Annotated in this window: 13 protein-coding genes; 5 read left to right on the forward strand and 8 right to left on the reverse strand. The window is 50.7% G+C overall.

What is annotated here, in order from left to right; translation table 11 throughout:
• The first annotated feature begins 35 nt into the window (after positions 1-35).
• Positions 36-1,085 carry a site-specific integrase gene (locus tag M5E81_RS01045; protein WP_249747656.1) on the forward strand — a complete coding sequence of 350 codons (1,050 nt, stop codon included), beginning with the start codon at positions 36-38 and terminating at the stop codon, positions 1,083-1,085.
• A gap of 391 nt (positions 1,086-1,476) precedes the next feature.
• Here M5E81_RS01045 and ftsH read toward each other — a convergent pair whose 3' ends face one another.
• Entirely contained in the window at positions 1,477-3,327 is a 1,851-nt protein-coding gene (ftsH, locus tag M5E81_RS01050; protein WP_040564822.1) for an ATP-dependent zinc metalloprotease FtsH, read from the reverse strand.
• 226 nt (positions 3,328-3,553) lie between these two features.
• On the opposite strand from ftsH, the gene pyc reads away from it, so the two are divergent.
• On the forward strand, positions 3,554-6,994 hold the full coding sequence (gene pyc / locus M5E81_RS01055; RefSeq protein ID WP_249747657.1) for a pyruvate carboxylase: 3,441 nt from the start codon (positions 3,554-3,556) through the stop codon (positions 6,992-6,994).
• Positions 6,995-7,165: 171 nt separating this feature from the next.
• On the forward strand, positions 7,166-8,695 hold the full coding sequence (locus M5E81_RS01060) for a hypothetical protein (protein ID WP_249747658.1): 1,530 nt from the start codon (positions 7,166-7,168) through the stop codon (positions 8,693-8,695).
• Positions 8,696-8,832: 137 nt separating this feature from the next.
• Here M5E81_RS01060 and galE read toward each other — a convergent pair whose 3' ends face one another.
• From galE to M5E81_RS01085, 5 genes are all read right to left on the reverse strand, one after another.
• Entirely contained in the window at positions 8,833-9,822 is a 990-nt protein-coding gene (gene galE, locus M5E81_RS01065; RefSeq protein ID WP_249747659.1) for a UDP-glucose 4-epimerase GalE, read from the reverse strand.
• A 3-nt stretch (positions 9,823-9,825) separates the two neighbouring features.
• Complete coding sequence (galU, locus tag M5E81_RS01070; protein ID WP_249747660.1) at positions 9,826-10,707, reverse strand: UTP--glucose-1-phosphate uridylyltransferase GalU; 882 nt, start codon at positions 10,705-10,707, stop codon at positions 9,826-9,828.
• Positions 10,708-10,787: 80 nt separating this feature from the next.
• Positions 10,788-12,158 carry a phosphohexomutase domain-containing protein gene (locus M5E81_RS01075; RefSeq protein ID WP_249747661.1) on the reverse strand — a complete coding sequence of 457 codons (1,371 nt, stop codon included), beginning with the start codon at positions 12,156-12,158 and terminating at the stop codon, positions 10,788-10,790.
• Positions 12,159-12,275: 117 nt separating this feature from the next.
• Positions 12,276-13,055 carry a retron system putative HNH endonuclease gene (locus tag M5E81_RS01080; protein WP_249747662.1) on the reverse strand — a complete coding sequence of 260 codons (780 nt, stop codon included), beginning with the start codon at positions 13,053-13,055 and terminating at the stop codon, positions 12,276-12,278.
• Positions 13,052-14,368, reverse strand: a complete 1,317-nt coding sequence (locus M5E81_RS01085; protein ID WP_249747663.1) for an AAA family ATPase — start codon at positions 14,366-14,368, stop codon at positions 13,052-13,054. The genes M5E81_RS01080 and M5E81_RS01085 overlap by 4 nt, the downstream gene beginning before the upstream one ends.
• A 175-nt stretch (positions 14,369-14,543) precedes the next feature.
• On the opposite strand from M5E81_RS01085, the gene M5E81_RS01090 reads away from it, so the two are divergent.
• The gene (locus M5E81_RS01090) at positions 14,544-15,755 is read left to right on the forward strand and encodes a DUF401 family protein (protein ID WP_249747664.1); all 1,212 of its coding nucleotides are present in this window, start codon (positions 14,544-14,546) and stop codon (positions 15,753-15,755) included.
• Positions 15,756-15,912: 157 nt separating this feature from the next.
• Positions 15,913-17,370, forward strand: coding sequence for a sodium/proline symporter (locus tag M5E81_RS01095; protein ID WP_040564819.1), 1,458 nt, complete (start codon positions 15,913-15,915; stop codon positions 17,368-17,370).
• Positions 17,371-17,613: 243 nt separating this feature from the next.
• Here the strand turns inward: M5E81_RS01095 and M5E81_RS01100 are convergent, their stop codons facing one another.
• Both M5E81_RS01100 and M5E81_RS01105 read right to left on the reverse strand, forming a co-directional pair.
• The gene (locus M5E81_RS01100) at positions 17,614-18,999 is read right to left on the reverse strand and encodes an IS4 family transposase (RefSeq protein WP_249747153.1); all 1,386 of its coding nucleotides are present in this window, start codon (positions 18,997-18,999) and stop codon (positions 17,614-17,616) included.
• Between the two features lie 116 nt (positions 19,000-19,115).
• Positions 19,116-20,501 (reverse strand): IS4 family transposase, encoded by a 1,386-nt coding sequence (locus M5E81_RS01105; protein WP_249747014.1) that lies wholly within the window; start codon positions 20,499-20,501, stop codon positions 19,116-19,118.
• Positions 20,502-20,628: the final 127 nt, after the last annotated feature.

A 20,628-nucleotide genomic window follows, 5' to 3' on the forward strand; every position in this document is an offset into this window, starting at 1 on the left:
CAAAGCAGCGGCCTTTTTACTAAGGGGGAACAACCATGTCAGTATACCAAGACAAGGCCACAGGAAAATATTACTTTGTCTGCACCTATAAAGATTGGCAAGGCAAGTCACACAGAAAATATACTCGTGGCTTTAAATTAGCTAGGGACGCCAAAGCAGCCGAACGAGATTTTCTAAACCAACAGCACGGCACAAACTGCATGAGTTTTAAGGCCTTGTATGAATTATATATAGCTGATTGCCGGGCAAGGCTGAAAGAAAGTACAGTGATCAGCAAGGATTCACTTTTTCAACATTCCATACTGCCGTTCTTTCAGAGATTCGACAACATAGGCAACATAACGCCAGCGCACGTCCGGCAATGGCAAAATGAATTGCTGACAAAGTACAAGCCTACTTCTTGCCGACGGATTCACAGCCAGCTTTCAGCAATATTTAATTTCGCCGTAAAATATTACGGCCTTGCAAGGAACGTAGCCTGCATTGCTGGCGGTATTGGAAAACGCAAGGCAGATAGCTCCAGCTATTGGACGCTGGAAGAATTCGAAAAGGCTATTGAACAGGTACAGGCATTGCAGGACAAAGCAGCCTTGACAGTATTATTTTATAGCGGCCTGCGTGTTGGTGAATTATTGGCGCTGACAGTCGCAGACTATGATAACAAAGCCAATACCATAACAGTAACAAAGACACTGTCACGCACGGCCACAGGCTATGTAATAGCGCCACCAAAGACACCAAAGTCAAGAAGAACAGTCACTATTCCTTGCAAGGCTAGTGCCGTGTTAAATGCCTACATAGCGACACTATACGAACCACAGCCACGAGATACTATTTTTATTGGCTTGAACGGAAACCACCTTGCCTATGTTATTAAGCTGGCAGCCGCTGGCGCTGATGTAAAAAAAATCAGAGTGCATGACCTGCGACACAGTCACGCCAGCTTGCTGATAAACAACGGCGCAAATATAAAGGCCGTATCTGAACGGCTAGGGCATGACGATATAAAAACCACGCTGAACACCTACGGACACTTATACAAAAACCAAGATAACGCACTTGCCGCAATGCTGGACAAATTATAAAGTGTTGCAGAAGTGTTGCGCCTATAACAAAACAGAACGCCGAAACCCGCTTGCCTAACGGATTTTCAGCGTTCTGTCTGTTTTTGGAGGAGAAAATATGAATTTGCTTAAAAAGCAAATAGCAGCTCGTTTAAAAGTAGAGGAGCTAACCAATGCACTTAAGGAAATTATCAAGGTCAAAGGTCAAGGCTGCAATGCAAAATCATGAAGGGACGATATACATTGGTTAGCCATCACTAACTTCACGATTATTGTAGCACATATTTTTACAGTTAGCAATAGCTAATTTTAATTTTTTTATTTTTTTTCGCGATTAACGCTGCGTGCAAAAAAACAACGCAGTCACGTTGCCGTTTTACGGAATACGTAACTGCGTTTAAGCTTGTAATTGTTATTCTTCCGGAGTTTTCTCCTCTGCATTTTCTTTAGCCTGCTCCTGCTGCAGCAAAGCCATAAACTGCTCGCCGGTGATAGTTTCCTTTTCAAGCAGGTACTGTGCCAGTACATCCAGCTTATTTCTGTTGTCCTGCAAAATCGTGCGTGCCTTTGCGTGAGCCTCCTTAATCAACGCCAAAACCTTGGCATCAATCTTGCCGGCTGTAGTTTCACTGCACTGCAGGGCAGCGTCACCGCCCAGATAACGGTTGGCCACAACCTCGGTAGCCATCATATCAAATTCTTCCGTCATACCCAGACGCGTTACCATGCTGCGTGCCAGCTTGGTTGCCTGCTCGATATCATTGGAAGCGCCGCTAGTAATGCTGCCGAAAACAACCTCCTCGGCACTGCGGCCGCCGGTCATAGTTACAATCTTGTTGAACAGCTCTTCCTTGGTCATCAGCACGCTGTCATTTTCGCTGATTTGCATGGTGTAGCCTAAAGCGCCGTTGGTACGCGGAATAATAGTGATCTTATGAACCGGAGCACTGTGCTTCTGCATAGCAGCAACAAGTGCATGGCCAATTTCGTGGTAGGCAATAACCTTTTTCTCTGCGAGAGAAATTACCGCACCCTTACGCTGATAACCGGCGATAACGGTTTCAATGGATTCCTCCAGATCTTCCTGCTCCACCACGTTACGATGCATTTTTACAGCGCGCAACGCACCCTCGTTGATAATGTTGGCGAGCTCCGCACCGCTGGCTCCGGCTGTTGCCCGCGCCAACGTACCGTAATCGATATTGTCTGCCATACGCACATTACGTGCATGAACCTTCAGGATAGCCTCACGGCCTTTCAGATCTGGCAGCTCAACAGGAATGCGACGGTCAAAACGTCCCGGACGCAGCAGCGCCTTATCCAGAGATTCCGGACGGTTGGTAGCTGCCAGAATAACTACACCCTTGCTGCCGTCAAAGCCGTCCATTTCGCTCAGCAGCTGATTCAAAGTCTGCTCGCGTTCATCATTGCCGCCGAACTGGCCGTTATCACGGCGTTTGCCGATGGCATCGATTTCATCGATAAATACTATGCAAGGTGCCTTTTCCTGCGCCTGCTTGAACAAATCGCGCACACGGGCAGCGCCCATGCCAACGAACATTTCTACAAATTCACTGCCGCTGATGCTGAAGAACGGCACCTTGGCTTCACCTGCTACCGCACGCGCCAGCAAGGTTTTACCCGTACCGGGAGGGCCTACCAGCAATGCACCCTTCGGCATGTTAGCACCGATATCCTTGTACTTGCCTGGATTATGCAGAAAATCCACCAGCTCCATCAGTGCTTCCTTAGCCTCGTCCTGACCTGCTACATCGGCAAAGCTTTTGCCTGTCTGCGCTTCCACATAGACCTTGGCATTGCTCTTGCCGAAGCTCATGGCGTTGCCGCCCATGCGCTTGCCCATGAAGTACATAAATAACTGTCCCAGGCCAAAGAAAATCAGAATCGGCAGTACCCAATTGGTGAAAAAGGTTACCAGAGGACTTTGTTCCTTAGGCACAACCTGCGTAAATTCTACCTTACTCTTCATCAGACGGTTAGCCAGCTCCGGGTCTTCCACTCTGCCTGTAACGTAAATTTCTTTTTCGTTGTTCTTATCAACCGCAGCCAGACGCTTATCGGTAATTTCTACCTTAGATACCTTGCCTTCATCCACCATCTGAAGAAAATTATTATAGGAAACCTCCTTCATTTTCGGGTTAAAGAACATTGGCATGATTACGGAATTGAATACCAGAATCAAAACCAGCATCAGCATATAATAATACGTCAATGGCCGTTTTTTATCATTGTTATCGTTCATCATTTCATCTCCTCGCTATGCTTTATAAGTATTATTGTATACCTATTTATAGCAATAAACAAACGAAAAAAATGTGAAGCTGATTGTATCGTCAACACAAAAAGTGTTAAAAAATCACACTCTCCCCGTCCCCTGCAAGAATACTTGTATACATGCGTCCTATCCCTTGAATTTACATGTCATTTTCTATACAATTAGCTTGTAACTATCTAAGGAGGTCAAACTTATGCCTAAAATTAATACAGTTTTAGTTGCTAACCGCGGCGAAATCGCTATCCGCGTTTTCCGCGCCTGCAACGAATTAGGAATCCGTACTGTTGCTATATATTCCAAGGAGGACACCCTGTCCCTGCATCGCAATAAAGCCGACGAGGCCTACATGGTAGGCGAAGGCAAAAGTCCGACCGACGCTTATCTTGATATCGAAGACATTCTGCGCATAGCCAAGGAGCATGACGTAGATGCCATCCATCCCGGTTATGGCTTTTTATCCGAAAACAGTAATTTAGCACGCCGCTGTGCTGAGGAAGGCCTGATTTTCATCGGCCCGCGTCTGGAACACCTGGTAATGTTCGGCGACAAAATCAACGCCCGTAAGCAAGCCGAGCTGGCAGGCATCCCCATGATTCCCGGCAGCAAGGGTACAGTAAACAGCCTCGATGAGGTACTGGCCTTTGGCGAAAAATGCGGTTATCCTATCATCATTAAAGCAGTCAACGGCGGCGGCGGCCGCGGTATGCGCGTTGTTCACAGCGCCGAAGAAGCCATAACTGCCTACGACATGGCTAAAAGCGAAGCTAAAAAAGCCTTTGGCAATGATGAAATATATCTGGAAAAATATCTGCAAAATCCGAAACACATTGAAGTACAGATTATCGGCGATACCCACGGCAATTTAATGCATCTGTTCGAGCGCGACTGCTCCGTACAGCGCCGCCACCAGAAGCTGGTTGAAATTGCTCCGGCCTTCGCCCTGCCTATAGAACAGCGCAAAGCTATCTGCGAGGCTGCTGTCAAGCTGATGAAAAATGTTGACTACATCAGCGCCGGCACCGTAGAATTTTTGGCTACTCCCGACGGCAAGTTCTACTTCATCGAGGTTAACCCCCGCATTCAGGTTGAACACACCGTTACCGAGCAGATTACCGGTATCGACATTGTGCAAACACAAATCAAAATTGCTGAGGGGTACAACCTGCACGGCCCGGAAATCGCCCTGCCGCAGCAGGATGAGCTGACAACCATCGGCCACGCTATCCAATGCCGTATTACCACAGAGGACCCGTCCAATAACTTTATGCCCGATACCGGCAAGCTGATTACCTACCGCAGCGGCGGCGGCTTCGGCATCCGTCTAGACGGCGGCAACGCCTTCACCGGCTCCGTCATCACTCCGTACTACGATTCTCTGCTGGTTAAGGCTACCACCTGGGGCCTCACTCACCAGATTGCAATTACCAAGATGCTGCGCTGCTTGAAAGAATTCCGTATCCGCGGCGTCAAAACCAATATCCAGTTTTTGGAAAACGTACTGCAGAACCCGCACTTCATCAAGGGCGATTATACTACCGACTTTGTTGATAATACACCGGAGCTGTTTGTCTTCCAAAAAACCTTGGACCGCGGCAACAAGCTGCTGAACTACATTGCCGATATCACCGTCAACGGTTACTCTAACGTCGGCGTACAGCCGAAGCCTGACTTTGCTCCGCTGAATATGCCCAAGCCCTACAATGGCATTCTGGCGCTGGGTGCTAAGCACGTTCTCGATACCCGCGGACCTGAAGGTCTTGCTGAATGGGTACTGGCACAGCAGGAGATTCTGCTCACAGACACCACCTTCCGTGATGCGCATCAGTCCCTCTTCGCCACCCGTCTGCGTACTGCCGATATGCTGCGCGTTATGCGTGACACCGCCGGCAAGCTGCCCGGACTTTTCTCCTTTGAATGCTGGGGCGGCGCTACCTTCGACGTAGCCTATCGCTTCCTCGACGAAAGCCCCTGGCAGCGTCTGGCACAGTTCCGTCAGGCTGCACCGAACATTCTCTTCCAGATGCTGCTGCGCGGTGCCAACGCCGTAGGCTACACCAGCTATCCGGATAATGTTGTTAAGCAGTTCATTAAGCTGGCAGCCAAAAACGGTATCGACGTTTTCCGTATCTTCGACAGCCTCAACGGTCTGGACAATATGCGCCTGTCGATTGACACCGTCCGCGAATGCGGCAAGGTAGCAGAGGCAGCACTGTGCTACACCGGCGATATTCTCGACCCCAACCGCGATAAATACGATTTACATTACTACATCAATATGGCTAAGGAGCTGGAAAAAGCCGGCGCCAACATTATCGCCATCAAGGATATGGCAGGCCTGTTGAAGCCGGAAGCAGCTTACCGCCTGGTAAGCAGCCTCAAATCCTACGTCAACGTACCTATCCATCTGCACACCCATGAAGGCAGCGGCAACGCTATCTACACCTACGCGCGTGCTATTGATGCCGGCGTTGATATCGTAGATACTGCTATGAGCGCCATGAGCAACGGTACCTCCCAACCCAGCGGCAGCAGCCTGTACTACGCACTCAGCGGTCATCCGCGTCAACCGCGTCTTGACGTAGACGCTATGAACGAGCTGTCCCGTTATTGGGAAACCGTGCGTCCCTACTACAAGGCAGCCGACAGAACCGAAAACTTCCCCAACCCCGAGGTTTACGTACACGAAATGCCCGGCGGACAATATACCAACCTCAAACAGCAGGCACAAGCTCTGGGCCTCATCCATCGTTGGGAGGAAATCAAGGATATGTATCACCGCGTATCCATGATGTTCGGCGATTTAATCAAGGTTACTCCATCCTCCAAGGTTGTCGGTGACATGGCACTCTTCATGGTACAGAACGACCTGACGGAAGAAGATGTATATGCTAAGGGCGATATTCTGGACTTCCCGGCCTCCGTTGTGGAATTCTTCGAAGGACGCATCGGCACTCCGTACCAAGGGTTTCCCGAAAAGCTGCAGAAGCTGGTGCTCAAAGGACGCGCACCTATCAGCGAGCGTCCTGGCGCTGTACTGCCTCCGGTAGATTTTGAGGATGTACGCGCTAAGCTCAAAGAGCTTGAAGCACCTACTACGGACGAAGCAGTGAGCGCTTACTGCCTCTATCCTAAGGTATTCACCGACTGGGTAAACCGTTACAACCAATTCGGCGATGTATCCGTTCTCGATACTCCTACCTTCTTCTTCGGCATGACTCCGGGCGAGGTTATCAAGGTTGAAATTGAACAGGGCAAAGTGCTCGTTATCAAGCTGGACCACATATCCGAAGCCAACGCTGCCGGTATGCGCACCGTCTTCTTCGAATTCAACGGCCTGCCGCGTGAAATCGAAATCAAGGACCGCAACGCCAAGACCACCACTGTTACCCGCAAGAAAGCAGAAAAGGGCAACATGGGCGAAATCGGCGCTTCCCTTTCCGGCTCCGTTGTCAAGGTGCTAGTAGAAAAGGGCCAGTCCGTTACCAAGGGCACTCCGCTGATTGTTACCGAAGCTATGAAGATGGAAACCACGCTTTCGGCACCGATTTCCGGTATCGTCAGCGCTATCCATGTAGCTGCAGGCGAACGCGTAGAAAGCGGCGACTGCCTCCTGGAAATAAAAACTCAAATGTAAATTGCATACGCTTAAACTTAAGGCTGCTGCCGTGGCGGATTTCCGCTGCTACGGCAGCCTTACTTTTTTTGCTGGTCATTATTTTTCCTCTATGTTATGATATAGTTACTCTTTGCTTTTTTAAAACAGCATTATTTGCTGCAATACATATTTTTATTACGAGGTGAGCACATGAAGCAGACAATCTATCAATATGTAAACAGCTATCTGGACGAGCATGGCCGCTTTACTGCTACCAATCTGTGCGATGACCGCTACGCCACCATTCCACGTCCCCTTGGCTCCGAGGATGCCTTTCACTATACAATGGGCAACCTGCCCAATCCCAAATCCGCCAGCATACTGCTCAAGCTGCTGCAGGCCTATCTGAACGAGCCTACCACCCAGCAGCGCAGCAAACTGTACAATGAACTGAAGGGCATGGCCTTTGCGGAATATTGCGACCCCTTTATCGAAGCTTTAGACCAGAATGATATCAACAGTGTTGCCTTCGACCTGGCGCGACGCTTTTTCTATAACGCCGACGGACGTGAGCATGTTAAATTCGCCCTGCTGCTTTTCGGCATGTACGGCATGGAAAAAATTTGTCAGCAGGAGCCGGAGCTGTGGCAGGATTTGCTGCGCATAGCACACTGCGAGGAATTTACCTTCGCCTTTTTATATTCCTGCCGCGTAACAAATTTCAACCCGCAAAACGCTATCTGGGAGCTTATCCGCTGCACCAGTGGCTGGGGCAAGGTTTTCAGCATTACCGACTGCCACTGCCGTGATGAGGAGGAACGCCTCTGGCTGCTGCAGAACGGCCCCGATATCGACGTAGAATATCCGCCGTTGTCCGTCAAATTCATCAGAGAAACACATTTAGAGGAACAGCTGGCACATCCGCTTAACTACGCACAGTATAAAAGCGCTGTCATCATCGTGGGCAATTATCTGATTATGCTCAACCATTTCCCGGCAGAGGTAATCGAAGAGCAGTTCAACATCAGCGATATCCATCTGAACAAGCTGCTTACCTGCCTGCTTGCGCAGGCCGAAGCACATGTCAGCAAACCGGAGGATGTACTTGATTTAATCAGCTACGTTACGGCGCTGCAGCAGCTTTGCGATGAGCAGAACCATAGGCAGCTCACGCTTAACCAATGCCATGAGCAGATTGCCGCCTGCGAAAAAATCATCTACCGCAAGTACTGGCAGCCTGAAATTGACAGCGATTTAATCAAGGACAATAAGCTTGATTATCAGCTGTGCAACCTGGCAGTGGAGCTGGATATAGACATTTGGCCGCGGCTTTTCGATTTTTGGTTGGCACATCCGGACGAAACACCGCTGTTCCCGTACCTACTTTCCTACGAAGGCGAGCAGCGCTCCGAACGCGTGCTGCGTCAAATCGAAGCAGACCTGCCCCGCTACTGCGTAGAACAAAACGACCTGCTGGTACCGCTGCGTTATCTCAACACACATCCGGGTGAAAGCGATGCTATTATCTGCGCTGCCCTGGAATCCATCTTCGATTTGCCGCGCGGCATTGCCTGCGGTATCGTCGATGACTGGGGACAGGAATTTATCACGCCTGCCATCCGCCGCTCGCTGATTAAAGCGCGTCAGCTCAGCAATAACGATGTAGTTACCGCACGTATCGACTGCCTGCTGGCTGGCAAGCATTTCGACATCGGCAAATTCCTCAACAAACGCAAATAAGCAGACTGCTATGCAATGTTATTGCTTAGCTTAGACAGTTATTGTTAAGAAAAGCTTTCTCAGCACATAACAAAACCGGTTTCCCTATCAGCTTAAAAGCCTGGGAAACCGGTTTTTTAGTATGCACTTATTTACTTTTAGCCGCAATAGCCATGCGGATGGCCCTTATGCCACTTCCACGCGGTGCTGATAACCTCATCTACACTGCTGTGCTGCGGCTCCCAGCCAAGCTCCTCACGGATTTTTGCCGAAGAAGCAATGAGCACTGCGGGATCACCGGCACGACGCTCCTTCTCCACAACGGGGAAGTCAACGCCGGTAACCTTTTTGGCGCTGTCAATCATCTGGCGTACGCTAAAGCCGTTTTCACTGCCCAGATTATACACACGGCTGCTGCCACCGCTCAAAAGATGTTTGAGTGCCAGCACATGCGCCTTCGCCAAATCGCAGACATGAATATAATCACGCACACAGGTACCGTCAGCCGTCGGATAATCGGTACCGAAGATAGAAACCTGCTTGCGCACGCCCTGCGCCGTTTTCAGAATCAGCGGAATCAGATGGCTTTCCGGACTGTGGTCCTCGCCGATATCGCGCGTCGGAGAAGCACCGGCAGCGTTAAAATAACGCAAAGCCACATAACGCATATCGTAGGCATGGTCATAATCTGCCAGCATGCCTTCAATCGCCAGCTTGGTACGGCCGTAAACATTGGTCGGTGCCAGACGGCTGTCCTCGGTAATAGGTACTGCTTCCGGCTCACCGTAAACAGCTGCGGTAGAAGAAAATACCATGCGGTCCACACCTGCACCACGCATAGCCTCTAAAAGATGCAGGCTGCCTTCAACATTATTAAAATAATATTTCGCCGGGTCGGTCATAGATTCGCCAACCAGACTGCTGGCAGCAAAATGAATCACCGCATCAATTTTAAACTGCTCCATAATGTGCTTGGCAAAACGCACATCATGGATATCGCCCTCTACCAGCTGTACTTCGTCAGGCACTGCCGCCTCATGGCCAGTAGAAAAATTATCATAAACAATAGGAGTAAAGCCGCTCTTTTGCAGCTCCTCCACTACATGGGAGCCAATATAACCTGCTCCGCCGGTAACAAGGATATTCATTAATTATTTGCTCTCCTTTGCAACGATTCCCTGCAGATAAGTCAGGAACTTGTCACGCAGCTCAGGACACTTCAGCGCCATTTCTACAGTTGCCTCCAAGAAGCCCTGCTTATCGCCCACGTCATAACGACGGCCTACAAAGTCATAAGCATACATCGGCTGCTCCTTAGCCAATACCTTAAGCGCATCGGTCAGCTGGATTTCATTACCACGGCCGGGCTGAGTTTGCTCCAGAATCGGGAAAATTTCCGGTGTAATTACATAACGGCCCAAAACCGCCAGACGAGAGGGTGCTTCTTCTACTGCAGGCTTTTCTACCATATCGTTTACCTTAACGGTACGTGCTTCATCAGTCGGTTCACCGGCAACAATGCCATAGGCAGAAACCTTCTCCTGCGGCACCTCCTGCACACCTAAAACACTGGCACCGGTTTTATCGTAAACATCAATTAGCTGCTTCAGTGCAGGCACCCGGCTGTCAACAACATCATCGCCCAGCAGTACGGCAAAGGGCTCATCGCCAACAAAATGCTTAGCGCACAAAATAGCATGACCAAGTCCGCGCGGTTCCTTTTGGCGGATATAATGAATGCGAATATCGGAAATTTTGCGTACCAGCTCCAGCTCCTTGGTTTTGCCGCTGGCCTCCAGGTTCAGCTCAAGCTCGATGCTGCGGTCGAAATGATCCTCGATGGCACGCTTGCTGCGGCCGGTAATAATTAGGATGTCCTCAATGCCGGAAGCAAGAGCCTCTTCGATAATATATTGGATGGTCGGTTTATCAACAATAGGCAGCATCTCCTTCGGAGTTGCTTTGGTAGCAGGCAGGAAGCGTGTTCCCAGGCCTGCTGCCGGAATAACGGCTTTACGTACAGGTTTAAACATTTTATCTTATCTCCTTGTATAGACTCAATTTATAAATCGCGGTGACTCAGCAAGCGATGCTTTACGGGAAGCATCTAAAATCAGGCTTCCTCTCCGCCGATAACTTCCAAAAGCTCTGCAGTCTTAGCCGCCAGCAGCTCCTTGTCACTCTTAGTTTCTACGTTCAAGCGCATTACAGGCTCCGTATTTGATACACGCACATTAAAGCGCCAGTTGTCATAGGCAACGCTCAGGCCGTCCAGATGGTCCTGCTCGCCGTCAGCATATTTTTTGCCCAACTCAGCCAGCACTGCTGCGGAATCTGCCACCTTGCGGTTGATTTCGCCGCTGCAGGGATACATAGCAACGCGCTCGCCTACCAGCTCGCTAAGCTTTTTGCCGCTGCGGCACATCAGCTCGGTAACCAGCAGCCAGGGAATCATGCCGCTGTCGCAGCAGGAGAAATCGCGGAAATAATGATGCGCGCTCATTTCGCCGCCGTACAGCACGTCATTGTTGCGCATGCATTCCTTCATAAAGGCATGACCGCTCTTGCAGCGTACAGGCACACCGCCGTCACGCTGCAAAATAGCTTCGGTGTTCCAGGTAAGGCGCGGGTCGAACATAATCTTTGCACCCGGCTCATTGTGCAGGAAAACCTCCGCCAGCAGGCCGACAATATAATAGCCCTCGATAAAATCTGCCTTCTCGTCAAAGAGGAAGCAGCGGTCGAAGTCGCCATCCCAGGCAATACCAAGATCCGCACCGCTCTCACGTACAACCTTAGCCGTAGCTTCACGGTTGGGCAGCAGCAACGGGTTGGGCACACCGTTCGGGAAGGTACCGTCAGGAGTTTCGTTCAACGTGATAAATTCAAACGGCAGATGCTTCGCCAGCTCCTTCAAAATAGGACCGGCACCGCCATTGCCGGGGTTAGCAACAATTTTCATCGGCTTGAGCACGCTTGTATCAACATAGGTCAGCAAATGCTCGATATAGGCAGGCATAATATCCATATGCTCCAAAGCACCCATAGTTTTGCCTGCTACTACCTTATGCACGAACTCTTTGGTTGTAGCAACCATCTCACCGATTTCCTTCAGACCGGTATCGCTGGAAACAGGACGTGCATCACGGCGTACCAGCTTCATGCCGTTATATTCCTTGGGATTATGGCTGGCAGTAACCATAATACCGCCGTCTGCTTTCAGATGAGCAGTAGCAAAATAAATCATTTCCGTACCGCATTGGCCGATATCAATAACCCTGGTGCCGCCATGGCGCAGTCCCTCCGTCAGCGCATCCACCAGTGCTCTGCCGCTCAAGCGGATATCATGTCCGACAACAACAGTTTCCGCAGCGAACATTGCCGAAAAAATTCGTCCCATACGGTAAGCCATTTCCTCGTTAACTTCTGTGGGGTAAACGCCGCGTACATCGTAGGCCTTAAAAGCCTTGTTCGTAACTTGCATTTGTCTATTCTCCTTTTTTATAGTGTATTTAGCAAAATTTCATTGTTCAAGAACCATTTTATATTATTCTTCATCCAACAAAAAAATCCTGCCTGCATCGCAGACAGGATTTGAACGCTACAGCTTAGCACCGCTCGCACGGATAACTTCTTCCGCTGCCTCGCCCAGATACCAACGGATAACGGAAAAGAACGGCAGCGTCACGCCATTATAGTCAGGCACCAGACAGATGGTTGCCAACATTTCCAAAACTTCATCCAGCTCACGGCCCTTACTAAGCTCATCACTTATCTGGTCCTCCAGCGTATGGATTACCTCACGACGCATGCGCATCAGCCGCGGCGCGTTCAAGTTCAGCTCGCGGATAGTGCTGCGCGCCTTACCCTGCAAATCTTTGGGGCAGGTATCTTCGTCTACGTACATCCGCCCGCTATGCTCCGCATAACGGAACAGACGGATTTTGCCGGGAATCTTCAGCGGATTGAGGATATAGTTTGTAATTTCACGCCCACCCTTAGGCACATCGCAGCTGCGGTCACGCTTCTGGCTTGAATAGCGCCACTCGGGGTCAGGCACATAAGGCTGACTGCCGCCGTGGCACACGCCCAACAGATTGCGCCAATCCAGATGATAGTTGTGCCCATGCTCCTGCGTAGCATTTTTCGGATAAAAATGCTCCACGCGGAAGTCGTCAACCTCGCCTTCCTCATCCGCCAGCTTAATGCCTACCTCACAATAGGCGCAAAGGCCGTGCTGGTCACGCAAAATTGCTTCCCGCACCTGTTTATAGCCCCTGCGGCAGCGACGGCGGAAATGCTCCCAGGTTTCCTCGGGATTATGCAGCCTGTACTGCCTGAGAAGCTCAGGTTCTTCCTTGCTTTTATAAACACGTTTCATGAGCGCCTCCTGCGGAACTGACGCATACGGATATCCATATCCGCACGCAGCAGAGCAGGCTCCTTGCCCTTGGACCATTTATCCAGCTTTTTGCGCAGTTCCAGCGCTTCCGGCGTATCCCAGGCATCCTCGCTCACCAGCTGCAGATAACGCTTTAAATCCTGCACAATCGGCAGAGCTTGCGGACGTGGGCTCACATTCTGAATATCCTGCAGCAGCTGATAGCTGTTGGCGCCCAAGGAAAAATCTACGTGGCGCACGCCTTCGAACTGCTTGCCCCAGGCCAATACGCGTATGCTCTCGGCCGGCACGCTGCTAAGCACCTGCGCACTATGCGTAGTCACTACAAACTGTACCATCGGGAAGGTTTTCTGTAAATCCAGCAGTACCGTCTGCTGCCACAGCGGATGCAGATGCATTTCTACCTCATCAATCAATACAAGCCCCGGAGTCTTGGTTACCGCATCCTCACGCAGCTGCGGATTCAGACGCGCCATGCGATAGGCCAGGTCAGCCACCATGCTGATAATACTGCGAAAGCCGTCGCTCAATTCATCTACCACCATTTCACCCATATCGGGATGACTGACAACAAAGCATTTCAGGCGGTAATTATAATACAAATCACGCAGGCCGGTACTTTCCAGACACACGTCGACAGCGTTCTGAATCGCATTCTTCAGCATCACATTGCGCTTCACCTCTGCGCTGTACTGCTGCTCTGACTGCGCACACTTGGTGACATACTCAAACCATTTCCCGAAGGTGCTGTAGGAAGAAGACGGCTCCAGGCATTCCTCGTAGCCTACATTGCGTTCCATCAGCGATTTATGAAAATTTGTCATCAGCTTGCTGTCTACCCAAATGCGCTGAGTACCGTAATAGGCAAGCACCGGCAACAGCCTGTTGCCGTTCTCCTTGGCATCGTGCGCCAATGCACAGCCACGTTCGCACAGCTCATCAGCATCATCCTCAGGCACATTTCCCTCCAGCAGGCGGCGGTTACAGGTAAGCTTTTTGCCGTAAACCTCACCCTCCAGCTTAATTTCTACCGGATAATGGCATTCCATACCATCAATATGACGCATATCCTTTTTATAAACAGGCACACGCCGCACATCCTGGGGAGTAATTTGCCGGCCACTGGCATCAAAGCTGCGCAGATAGGGCTCCAGAGCAATTGCCAGCGCATCAAAAATCGCCGTCTTGCCCTTGCCGTTTTCGCCTACAATAACTGTCAGCTTAGGTTCAAAAGCAATATCAAGCTCATCGTAACAACGGAAATTCTTCAGTCTTAATCTTTCTATCTGCATAATCTGACCTCCGTTTCTGTATCTCTGCTTACATTATAGCATTATTTGCATCCCATACTAAGATTTTTTACAGTTTTATTATGATTTTTTTGTGGCAGGGTGTATAATAAATAAACATCATCAGCAATTACTTGGTACTTGCCAACAATTACGCAACCGAAAGGAAAACCTGTTTATGAACATATTTCTTCTGCTTACAATCGCCATGCTCATGATCATCCTCATGCTGAGGCGTCACATCCCCATCGGCCCCTGTATGCTCACCAGCGGTATTTTTATCTGGCTGATGAAAGCACCGGAGCTGCCGTATCTGGTACAGGCATTACGCGAAACATTAACAATGCCGCGCACCTATGATATTCTTTTTGCCCTTTATTTTGTCATGTGCCTGGAAATCGAGCTGCGCACCAGCGGTGCATTGGCAGGTATGGTGCAGGCGCTGCAGCGCATCTTTTCCAGCGCTAAGGTAACCCTGGCCGTGATGCCTGCCTTCTTAGGCCTGCTGCCGTCACTTGGTGGCGCACGCTTCTCGGCTCCTATTGTAGAGGAAGCCAGCAAAAATCTGCCTATCGAACAGGAGCATAAAGCTGCCATCAATTTCTGGTTCCGCCATATCTTTGAATTTTCCAGCCCGATTATTCCCGGTATGATTATGGCCTGCAACATCGCCGGCGTCAGCTACGGTGAATTCATTCTGCATCTGGCCTGGCTAACCGTACTGGCCTTCTCCGCAGGCTGGTTTGTCCTCATCCGCCCCATCAAAGCGGAAAACAGCCGTACCGAAACTATTGCCAATGACAGTCAGGGTACGCAGGATTTATGGCTGGCGCTTTCGCCTGTCATTATCACCTTTATTCTCGTAGTATTCTGCGGCTTGAACGCCTCCGCCGGCATGGGCCTGGTCACAGCCTGCCTGTTTCTGGTACTTCGCTTTACTAATCGCGAGGTTGGCCTCAAGGATGTTGTTATCGGCGCTCTGGACATCAAAATGTTCCTCAATGTGCTGTGCATCCTCTACTTCATTCAGATATTGACCGTCACCCACGTGCTGCAGGAAATCGTCGCAGCCTTCCAAAGCTCTCCGCTGCCGGTGCCTGTTATCATCGCCTGCGTCAGCTTCATCATCGGCGTGCTCACCGGCATGTCACAGGGACATGTGGCTATCGTTATGCCTATCGTTGCCGCTATGCAGACAGGCAGCCTGAACCTGGCCGGCGTTGCCATGGCCTTCGGTATTGCCGGTCAGATGCTCACACCGACGCATATGTGCCTTGTTATCACCGTCGATTATTTCAAAGCCAACTTTTTTAAAACGCTTAAGCCGGTTCTGCTTTGCGAAATCATCATTCTGACTCTCTTTACAGCTTATACATATTTCACATGGTAAATTTTCAGTGCTTAGTCAGCAGCAAGCAGTGTTCGGATTAGTCCTCAAAACACTGTCCGTTGCATATTAAGCATTTTATTTTTATTATTTACTTGCAGTAGCCTAAAGTTTAAGTGTATAATAGCATTATCTATTCTTAAATTTTGGAGGGGTGTTTGTGAATTATACGGAAATGGTAGTCTTCATCGTCTACCTGCTATTCATGCTGTCAATCGGTATCTGGTTCTTCTATAAAAATCGTCAGGGTGGTGAAAAGACCTACTTCCTCGGCGGCCGTCAGATGGGACCGTGGGTAACCGCTCTTTCTGCCGGTGCTTCTGATATGAGCGCCTGGGTGCTCATGGGCTTGCCGACATCTATCTATGCTCTTGGTCTCGGTCAGGCCTGGATCAGTATCGGCCTGCTCACCGGCTATTCCTTAAGCTGGATTTTCCAAGCACCGCGCCTGCGCCGTTTTTCTATCGTGGCAAACGATGCCATCACTATTCCGCAGTACCTCAGCAACCGCTTTTTATCTAAGTCCCATGTGCTGCAGGTAATCTGTGCAATCGTTTTCCTTATTGCCTACACTATTTATTCCGCATCAAGCATCAAGGCTTGCGGTACTCTGTTCAACACCGTTATCGGCATTGATCAGACCTACACCATGTATGTGGCAGCCTTCATCATCATCGGCTACACCTTCTTAGGCGGCTTCTCCGCTGTTTGCTGGACTGACTTCTATCAAGGCCTGATGATTCTCGGTTCTCTGCTGATTGCACCTATCTTCGCAGTGTCCTTAATCAATCCGCAGGCTGTTGCCGGCATTCCGCCCGATTACTGGAATCCGGTTGCCAAAACCTCTGATATTATCTCCGGCTTCGGCTGGGGGCTTGGCTACTTCGGTATGCCGCATATCATCATCCGCTTCATGTCCCTCAAATCCCAGAAGGAAATGAAGAAATCCGCTGTTATCGCTATCAGCTGGACCGCCCTCATCTGCTTCTTCGCTACCATGGTAGGCGTTGTCGGCCGTATGTATCTGGGCATGGATGAGAACATCAATCAAAACTCTCTGGTATTCATCGCCATGGTTCGCAGCATTTTCCCGGCTCTGATGAGCGGTATCCTGCTTTCCGGCGTATTGGCAGCTTCCATGAGTACTGCTTCCAGTCAGCTGCTCGCTTCCGCTTCTGCCTTTGCCAGCGACGTTTATAAACCTGTAATCCGTAAATACCAATCCGGTGACAAGGAAATGCTTTGGGCAGGACGTATCGTTGTACTCGTTATCTCCTTCGTAGCTCTGCTTATTGCCGATTCTCCGCGTGCAGGCAGCATTATGGAGCTGGTTGCCAACGCCTGGGGCGTATTCGGTGCAGCCTTCGGTTCTGCTATCATGCTCAGCCTTTTCTGGCGCGGCTTCACCTTCCAGGGTGCGGTAGCCTGCATCATCGTCGGTGCTGTTGTCGACATCGGCTGGTACCTGACTATGGCAGCCTCCACCGGCATCTACGAAATTATCCCCGGCTTTTTTGCCAGCCTTGTAGCAGGTGTCATTGTTTCCCTGCTCAGCGGCGGTCCTTCCAAGGATGTTGCTGCGCTTTATGATAAAGCCAACAACTACTTTGAGGAATAATTGTATAAGCCTAAAAAATTAGCCACATAAAAAAGTCCGATTTGTCATCACAGACGAATCGGACTTTTTATATTCTCAGCAAAATTTCAAGCTAATTTTACCCAAAGAGGCAAAAGCATAGCATTTTCCTCTCAATCATATTATAATAAAAGTGACCAATAAAATTGCTTAACTCAAACTTCGCACACGGAAAACATCCCGTATGCCTTGATAAATCAGCTTGAACTGAATGTCGAAAGCCATTCACGCACACTTCTGTGCACGCAGACGACTCATCCAAAGAGCGGGCAGATCGTTCAGGAATCGTTCCAAGAGCGATTCGACCAGCAAGACTTCTGACGGATATTCTGCCCGAAGCTGCTCCGCAAACTCCTGCAACACGAGGCGAAGCGCTTCCATGTACTTCAAGTCCGGAAGCTCATCAAGCCCCAGATAGAAGAGCTCGCCGAGGCTTCGCCCATCCGTGTTCTCACGTTCCTCGACAGCCAGGAGCATATATCGTGTGCAGACGACGGCGACATGCGCCGTCATCGCATCGTAGGAGACGGAACGACAATCCTTGCCGAGCCGCAGGTAGGACTTGCACGCTTTGAAGAACACCTCGATGCCCCAGCGCTTCCCGTAGAGCTGGATGACTTCTTCCTCCGAAAGCGAGAGGTCTGTCGTGACGAGGACGAGATAATCCTTCCGCTTGTTGCGGTTCCGCACGAAGACCAATCGCACAGGCACGAGGGATTCTCCCTGTTTCGTCGCGACAGCATCGACGGACAGGAGGTAACGCGAGCGTCCGCGGCGTTTCTTGTGTTCCTTGTAGATGGCCTTGACGTTCGAGATCTTCCCTTCGCAGAGGTAGCGCACCTTCTTGCTCTTCTTTGCCATAGCGGTGACGTCATAGCCGAGGTCATGGATGGCTTTCAGCGACGACGGCGAGCAGAACCATGTGTCGAAGAGGACGTACTGCGCGGGGATTCCTGTCGCCTTGACCTCCTGCAACAAATTGAGGACGACGGCTGGCGCTTCCATCTGCGCGAGCTTGCGCTGCTTTCCGCCGTTGCTCCTGGCATCGACGGACGCGTCGGCCTCGTTGAGACGATTCTTTCCCTTCGATGTCGAAAGGAGGCAGAACGTGAGCGGCAGGAAGGTGTTCCCATCCGTCCAGCCAAGGACGAGCAGGCGGAAGCCCTTCGTATAACGGTGGCTCACATGGTCGTAGACGTTCGCCAAGAGTTCCACGCGCTTGGAGCGCGAGCGGCTGAAGAGCGAATCGTCGACGATGATAGCGCAACGACGTCCGGCGTCTGTCAACGGTTTGATGGTTTCGTTGATGATCCGCGCCGCAAGGAGCAGCGTGAACCTGCGCCAGTTCGTGTGACAGGAGTTCAAGAAGCGGTAGGCCGTGTCCTTGCCAAACGGCAGGGATTCCTCGTGAAGCCGGCGTTGCATGTAAAGCGAGCGGTTCTCGAAGATGATGCTGACGAGCACAAGGAACACCAGAATAGCGGAAAAGCCCTTGAGTTTGCATGCGTTGGCAGACCGCAAAATCTGGCCGATGCGATATTGGTGGAAGAACAGCGAAGTTTTCTTCGAAATGGATTCCATCTGATGGGTGGTTTGTGGTATAATTTGCATAGCATGAACCTCCGCTTTAGTATGTTTTGTTTCACATCTTAATTACTCAAACTTCGCACACGGAAAACATCCCGTATGCCTTGATAAATCAGCTTGAACTGAATGTCGAAAGCCATTCACGCACACTTCTGTGCACGCAGACGACTCATCCAAAGAGCGGGCAGATCGTTCAGGAATCGTTCCAAGAGCGATTCGACCAGCAAGACTTCTGACGGATATTCTGCCCGAAGCTGCTCCGCAAACTCCTGCAACACGAGGCGAAGCGCTTCCATGTACTTCAAGTCCGGAAGCTCATCAAGCCCCAGATAGAAGAGCTCGCCGAGGCTTCGCCCATCCGTGTTCTCACGTTCCTCGACAGCCAGGAGCATATATCGTGTGCAGACGACGGCGACATGCGCCGTCATCGCATCGTAGGAGACGGAACGACAATCCTTGCCGAGCCGCAGGTAGGACTTGCACGCTTTGAAGAACACCTCGATGCCCCAGCGCTTCCCGTAGAGCTGGATGACTTCTTCCTCCGAAAGCGAGAGGTCTGTCGTGACGAGGACGAGATAATCCTTCCGCTTGTTGCGGTTCCGCACGAAGACCAATCGCACAGGCACGAGGGATTCTCCCTGTTTCGTCGCGACAGCATCGACGGACAGGAGGTAACGCGAGCGTCCGCGGCGTTTCTTGTGTTCCTTGTAGATGGCCTTGACGTTCGAGATCTTCCCTTCGCAGGGGTAGCGCACCTTCTTGCTCTTCTTTGCCATAGCGGTGACGTCATAGCCGAGGTCATGGATGGCTTTCAGCGACGACGGCGAGCAGAACCATGTGTCGAAGAGGACGTACTGCGCGGGGATTCCTGTCGCCTTGACCTCCTGCAACAAATTGAGGACGACGGCTGGCGCTTCCATCTGCGCGAGCTTGCGCTGCTTTCCGCCGTTGCTTCTTGCATCGACGGATGCGCTGGCCTCATTGAGCCGGTTCTTTTCCTTCGAGGTTGAAAGAAGGCAGAACGTGAGTGGCAGGAACGTGTTCCCGTCCGTCCAGCCGAGGACGAGCAGGCGGAAGCCCTTCGTATAGCGGCGGCTCACATGGTCGTAGACGTTCGCCAAGAGTTCCACGCGCTTGGAACGCGAGCGGCTGAAGAGCGAATCGTCGACGACGATGGCACAACGCCGGCCGGCATCCGTCAGCGGCTTGATGGTTTCGTTGATGATCCGCGCCGCAAGAAGCAGCGTGAACTTGCGCCAGTTCGTGTGGCAGGAGTTCAAGAAGCGGTAAGCCGTGTCCTTGCCGAACGGCAGCGAATCCTCGTGAAGTCGGCGCTGCATATAGAGCGAGCGGTTCTCGAAGATGATGCTTACGAGCACGAGGAAAACGAGAATGGAGGAAAATCCTTTGAGCTTGCAAGCGTTGGCCGCGCGCAGAATCTGGCCGACATGATAACGACGGAAGAACGCCGAAGTTTTCTTCGAGATGGATTCCATCTGCTGGGTGGTTTGTGATATACTTTTCATAGCATGAGCCTCCGGTGCTTGGTATGTTTTTGAGCCAACATAATTATACCAAACTGGCAAGACTCATGCTATTTTTCTGTTTACAAAGCCTGGACTTTCAAGGGGTGCAGGGGATTTTTACCTGCGA

The sequence above is a fragment of the Phascolarctobacterium succinatutens genome, from assembly GCF_023497905.1.
Lineage (GTDB): Bacteria > Bacillota > Negativicutes > Acidaminococcales > Acidaminococcaceae > Phascolarctobacterium_A > Phascolarctobacterium_A succinatutens.